The sequence below is a fragment of the Caldisericum sp. genome, assembly GCA_022759145.1.
Taxonomy (GTDB): Bacteria; Caldisericota; Caldisericia; order Caldisericales; family Caldisericaceae; genus Caldisericum.
Map to the genome: position 1 here is coordinate 1 of JAEMPV010000158.1, position 4,745 is coordinate 4,745.

Genomic DNA, 4,745 nt, shown 5'->3' on the forward strand with positions numbered 1-4,745 from the left:
AACAAAATTACCCTCTGTAATGCCCAAAAACGCGTCGTAGACACGAGGTAGAGGTCAGAATGGTATATTTTTTACCTTTGAGGAGGTTATCGTTGAAATTTGAGAGTTTTTTAGAAGTGTGGTTTTTTCCTCGTTTAATATCAACTTATCCTTTGGGGAGTTATGCAACCCCCTTCATTCTCATTACTTTTATATTACAGTTGAAATATATTTGAAAGATTTTTTTAATACTATTGCAATTCTTCTGTAATACATTTGAAATATTTCGAAAAACGAGTTTTTATTGTATGTAACATGCATAACTGTGTAAATAGGATTAACTGTGAAAATAGGCCTAATGATACAAATAGACCTTGAATATGGTATTAAGCTTTACTGTGAAATTGCAGTTTTAATACAGTTGTGGTATATGCCTCATTGGCTTGATACCTCTCTAAAAAATATCCTCTATAACGCACAAAAACGCCACCAGGACACGAGGTAGAGGTCGTGAATAGTATATTTTTACCTTTGAGGTCATTTTTTTAGTTGATTGTATAGCGGTTTTTGAGTAATTTAGACACTAAACTAACTCAAAAGTCTGCAATAGAACATACTAAAATTTTCCACAAAAACAATTTGAATTTGTTAAACATAGAGTTAGATAGTATGGTTTTTTATGTTTCATCTTCTTTTAATTAAGGTCTGAGGATTGTATCATGTATCCTTTTGTCTGTATTGTATGCATCAACCATTCCAATGATCCAAATAATAATGTATAGAATATTACCAATAACAACAGCTGTTAAGACTAAAGACACTATACCTGCAATTATGAATCGTATCCCCTTCTGGATTTGTCCGTTGTAAATTTGTCCAAGACCTGGAAAGAGAAATGAAAGTAGAACAGCCAAGCCAGGAATCTTATTCTCAACTTTTATAGCATGTTCAGTTTTTGCTCTAATTAAAAGTTCTAAATTATAGCGTGCTTCCGCAAAACTTGGATCTATCCTTATCGCTTCTCTTAACTCCTTCTCTGCTTCATCATATCGCTGTAGATTCATCAACAAACTTCCTAAATTGAAGTGTGCTTCTGCATCATTTGGGTTCACTCTTATCATTTCTCTTAATTCATTCTCTCGAGGTATAGTTATTGGTTTAAGCATATCCCATCGGCTTTTTCTACTGTTGTCCATTCTTACCTCCTTATCTCTACAATTTTTAATTCTTTTTTGTGTTGCTAACTCTTTTTTCTTTTAGATATGTTTCAAATAATTAATGCTTCTCTTGCCAGGACTTATTTTGTAAACAACTTCTATGAAGTAATCACAAAGACCGTAGATTAAAATGGTACCATCTTCTTGAATACGAACTTTTATTTGAGTTGGCAATTTACTATAACTTTTTTTCACATAAACTCACTTATTATCTAGTGGTTTTACTAAACCCCATCTATCTATAACTTCGCCTTTATCTGTTCTAATTTTTGAGGATGCGTATCTTGCGTGATCTTTTGCCCATGCCCTCAATGATTGTATTTTCTCCTTCATTATAATAGATATTGGCTTTGTTTCCTCTAAAGATTGTATAATATCTTGGTCTGTTAATTCTCTATGTTCAAAGAAAACCCTGTAGAGAGCAGATTCAATCGCTGCCTCAATTTCTGCACCACTATAACCCTCGCTCTTTTCTGCTAAAAGTTTTATATTGAAGTTTTCTAAAACTCTTCCTGTCTCTTTATTTTGTCTCTTTCCGAGATGGTAACGAAAGATTTCTTCTCTTTCGCCTTCGGTAGGTAAATCAACAAAAAATATCTCATCAAACCTGCCTTTCCTTAATAATTCAGGGGGCAAATGAGAAATATCATTCGCCGTTGCGAAAACAAAAACCTCACTCTTTTTTTCCTGCATCCATGTTAAAAATGTACCAAAAACCCTTGCTGATGTACCGGAATCTCTTTCCCCTGCCTGTACTCCTGAAAAACCTTTCTCAATTTCATCTACCCAAAGCACACATGGAGCCATAGCCTCTGCAATTTTGATCGCTCTTCGCATATTAAACTCTGATTCACCTAGATATTTTCCGAAGACACTTCCAATATCAAATCTTAAAAGTGGTTTGTTCCATTCTTTTGCCAGTGCCTTTGCACTCATACTTTTGCCACAGCCAGGAACACCTACAAGCAAAACTCCTTTGGGGACTTCTAGAGGAAAACTTCTTGCCTCTTCAGTAAAACCTAATGATCTTTCCTTAAACCACTGCTTTAAAACATCGAGACCACCTACAGCATCTAAATCTACATCAACGTCAACATATTCCAGAGATCCTCCTTTTTTTGTTAGCTGTTTTTTCTCTTCTAAAATTAATGGAATATCGCTAGCATCCAATCTTCCATGTTTAACTAACGCCTTTGATATAACGTTGTTCACCTCTGAAAATGTCAATCCAAGAGCTGCTTTTAACAATTCTTCTCTTTCTTTTTTCTGAAGGTCTATAGTAAGGTTTGGGTTCGACTTGCACTTATTTTCAATATCGCTAAGGATTGAATCTAATACCTTTAAGTCGGGCAGAGGATAATCAATAACAGTTACATCTTTCTCTAATTCCATAGGTAATTCTAAAATTGGCGAAAGGATAATTAAAGATGAAGTAGTGTTTGGAAGAATCCTCGCTATATCTCTCAACTTTCTGATTATAAAAGCTGGGTCAATTCTTGAATTTACCCTTAGAAAATTATGGAAGTCTAAGAAAACATAAACTCTGTTGTTTTCTGCATTTCTCATAACATAATTTAGAGCATCGACCGGGGCTGTTATACTACCTTCGCCAACAGGCTTGTTATTCTTATCAACAAATCCTGAGGAATAGCTCCATATAATAAGATTCTTGCCATCTCTATGGCAAATTTTGCTGAGTTCATTAAGAACTCTCTCTTCTTCCCAAGATACTATATAAATAATAGGATAGCGTGCTTTAATTAAAAGGTAAATTTCTTCATTAACTCCTTTACTCTCTTCATTAACGACTTGTTCCTGTGTATTCATCTATTTAGATTCCTCCTTTCTGTTGAACTTTCAAAGGATCTTGAACCTTCTGCATGATAAATTTCATGAGTATAATATCTCCGTTTCACTTCTCCAATAGTCTGCACAAGTTACATACATTTGAGACTCCTGATAATATTTTAACAGAAAATCAATTGGTGTCAAATTGTCTAAACTCTTATGAGGTCTTTGAGTATTGTACCATATGAGGTAATCCATAAGTTTTCTGTTGAATGCATCAATATCATCTGCAAGAAGAAATATGTTTTCATTTATGAATTCATCCTGAAGGGTTCTGTTTGCCCTTTCAACATATCCATTTATACGTGGACATCCTGGACATATAGTTTTGCTTTATGCCTTTTTCCTTGAGGTATTTATCAAACTCTCCAAGAAATTCAGAGCCATTATCTGTTTTTAACCTCGGCGGTACAGAAAAATTAGAACCACTAATTAATCTTTTCCATGGTTTCATTATAAAGAGGTAATAATCTTTTGTGTATCATATTAATTACTCTCCTTCCATATGGAGAGTCTCATATGTTTCCTAAGTTATTCACATATTTTTGCAACTTGTTAGTGTCTTAAAGCATAATTATGATAGAGAGTTATATAACACCTTAAGCACCAGCAATGCTGGATATACCAGCTGTGCAACAAATAGTTGCACCAATAACATTTGATACTTAAATTTCCACATTCGTTGCAGAGTCAGCACCACCAATACTATCTTGCGAAATGGAATTGGTATCAACGTGAGCAAAACCATTATTTACTACGATAAGTATAAGTTTGCGAACTCGAAATTACTTCCTCACATTCAATATCATAATAACCTTCACTTGGTCCATAATCATTACAAGCTTCATCGCACTTATCAATACCATTCGCATCCTTGTTCTTTTTAGTACCACTTTTTCCAAAATACAATTTAAAATAAACAAGAAAAGCCTCAAAGTTTGCTTAAAGTCTTCAAAGAAGGGAAGCTTGTTAAGGACAACATACTTTGTTTCAACTCCTGCGATGTTTCTGATCTCCTCTCTTATTGCATGGAAGTCTAATGCATGCTCGTATGCTTTTTCAAATACAACAGGATAAACATCAAGAGGAACATGTGGTTCATCTTCAAGCCATTTCTGTTCTACAATTTCTTTTAGATCATCGTATCTAATTTCTTTCTCTTTATCAAGAGCTTCAATCATTTGTATCAGTACAAAGAGCATATCAGCATTAAACTTCGTAATACGCACAAACCTTGAATTTGGAAAAGCAGGAGCATTAACATCTTCATATTCTCTTACGTATGAATATGTTCTTGTGTCCATACTATTATTTTCCTCCTTGTATATATTGCCTAAATCAAGTATGTTTACTACTCAAAAAATTTTTAGTACTTTTTTGAAAAATTTGCAAGTTTTTATAAGGACAAGCATAACCTATATAGGTATATAATGGTATAGGTAGGAGGTTAAATATGAAGATGGTAACATTAAGAGAGGCCTCTCAAAAGACAGGTTATAATCAGACTTACCTATGGCAACTTGTAAAAGCCAGGAAGGTAAAGGCAGAGAAAAGTGGAAATATCTGGTTAGTTGATTTAGATGAATTAAAGCAGAGAAAGAAAGAGATAGAAAACGAAAGACATACAATCAGGTTATTTAGAAAATAAAAAGACATTTTAATATGAAATCAGTTGCATCAATGAGAAAACTACAATAAGAA

Annotated in this window: 4 protein-coding genes and 1 pseudogene; 1 reads left to right on the plus strand and 4 read right to left on the minus strand. The window is 33.7% G+C overall.

What is annotated here, in order from left to right; all coding sequences use genetic code 11:
* Positions 1-677 precede the first annotated feature (677 nt).
* The 4 genes and pseudogenes from JHC30_08315 to JHC30_08330 all read right to left on the minus strand — a co-directional run bounded on the left by JHC30_08315 (position 678) and on the right by JHC30_08330 (position 4,348).
* Positions 678-1,175 carry a tetratricopeptide repeat protein gene (locus JHC30_08315; protein MCI4464145.1) on the minus strand — a complete coding sequence of 166 codons (498 nt, stop codon included), beginning with the start codon at positions 1,173-1,175 and terminating at the stop codon, positions 678-680.
* A 222-nt stretch (positions 1,176-1,397) separates the two neighbouring features.
* On the minus strand, positions 1,398-3,023 hold the full coding sequence (locus JHC30_08320; GenBank protein MCI4464146.1) for an AAA family ATPase: 1,626 nt from the start codon (positions 3,021-3,023) through the stop codon (positions 1,398-1,400).
* 63 nt (positions 3,024-3,086) lie between these two features.
* A pseudogene (locus JHC30_08325) lies at positions 3,087-3,368 on the minus strand (transposase).
* Between the two features lie 461 nt (positions 3,369-3,829).
* Positions 3,830-4,348 carry a hypothetical protein gene (locus tag JHC30_08330; protein ID MCI4464147.1) on the minus strand — a complete coding sequence of 173 codons (519 nt, stop codon included), beginning with the start codon at positions 4,346-4,348 and terminating at the stop codon, positions 3,830-3,832.
* Positions 4,349-4,497: 149 nt separating this feature from the next.
* Here JHC30_08330 and JHC30_08335 point away from each other — a divergent pair, with 149 nt between their 5' ends.
* Positions 4,498-4,692 (plus strand): hypothetical protein, encoded by a 195-nt coding sequence (locus JHC30_08335; protein ID MCI4464148.1) that lies wholly within the window; start codon positions 4,498-4,500, stop codon positions 4,690-4,692.
* The last annotated feature ends 53 nt before the right edge of the window (positions 4,693-4,745 follow it).

Bases quoted from the DNA above. Each gene is read 5' to 3' on its own strand.
- JHC30_08320 (MCI4464146.1), bottom strand. From the start codon at position 3,023: ATGAATACACAGGAACAAGTCGTTAATGAAGAGAGTAAAGGAGTTAAT.
- JHC30_08330 (MCI4464147.1), bottom strand. From the start codon at position 4,348: ATGGACACAAGAACATATTCATACGTAAGAGAATATGAAGATGTTAAT.
- JHC30_08315 (MCI4464145.1), bottom strand. From the start codon at position 1,175: ATGGACAACAGTAGAAAAAGCCGATGGGATATGCTTAAACCAATAACT.
- JHC30_08335 (MCI4464148.1), top strand. From the start codon at position 4,498: ATGAAGATGGTAACATTAAGAGAGGCCTCTCAAAAGACAGGTTATAAT.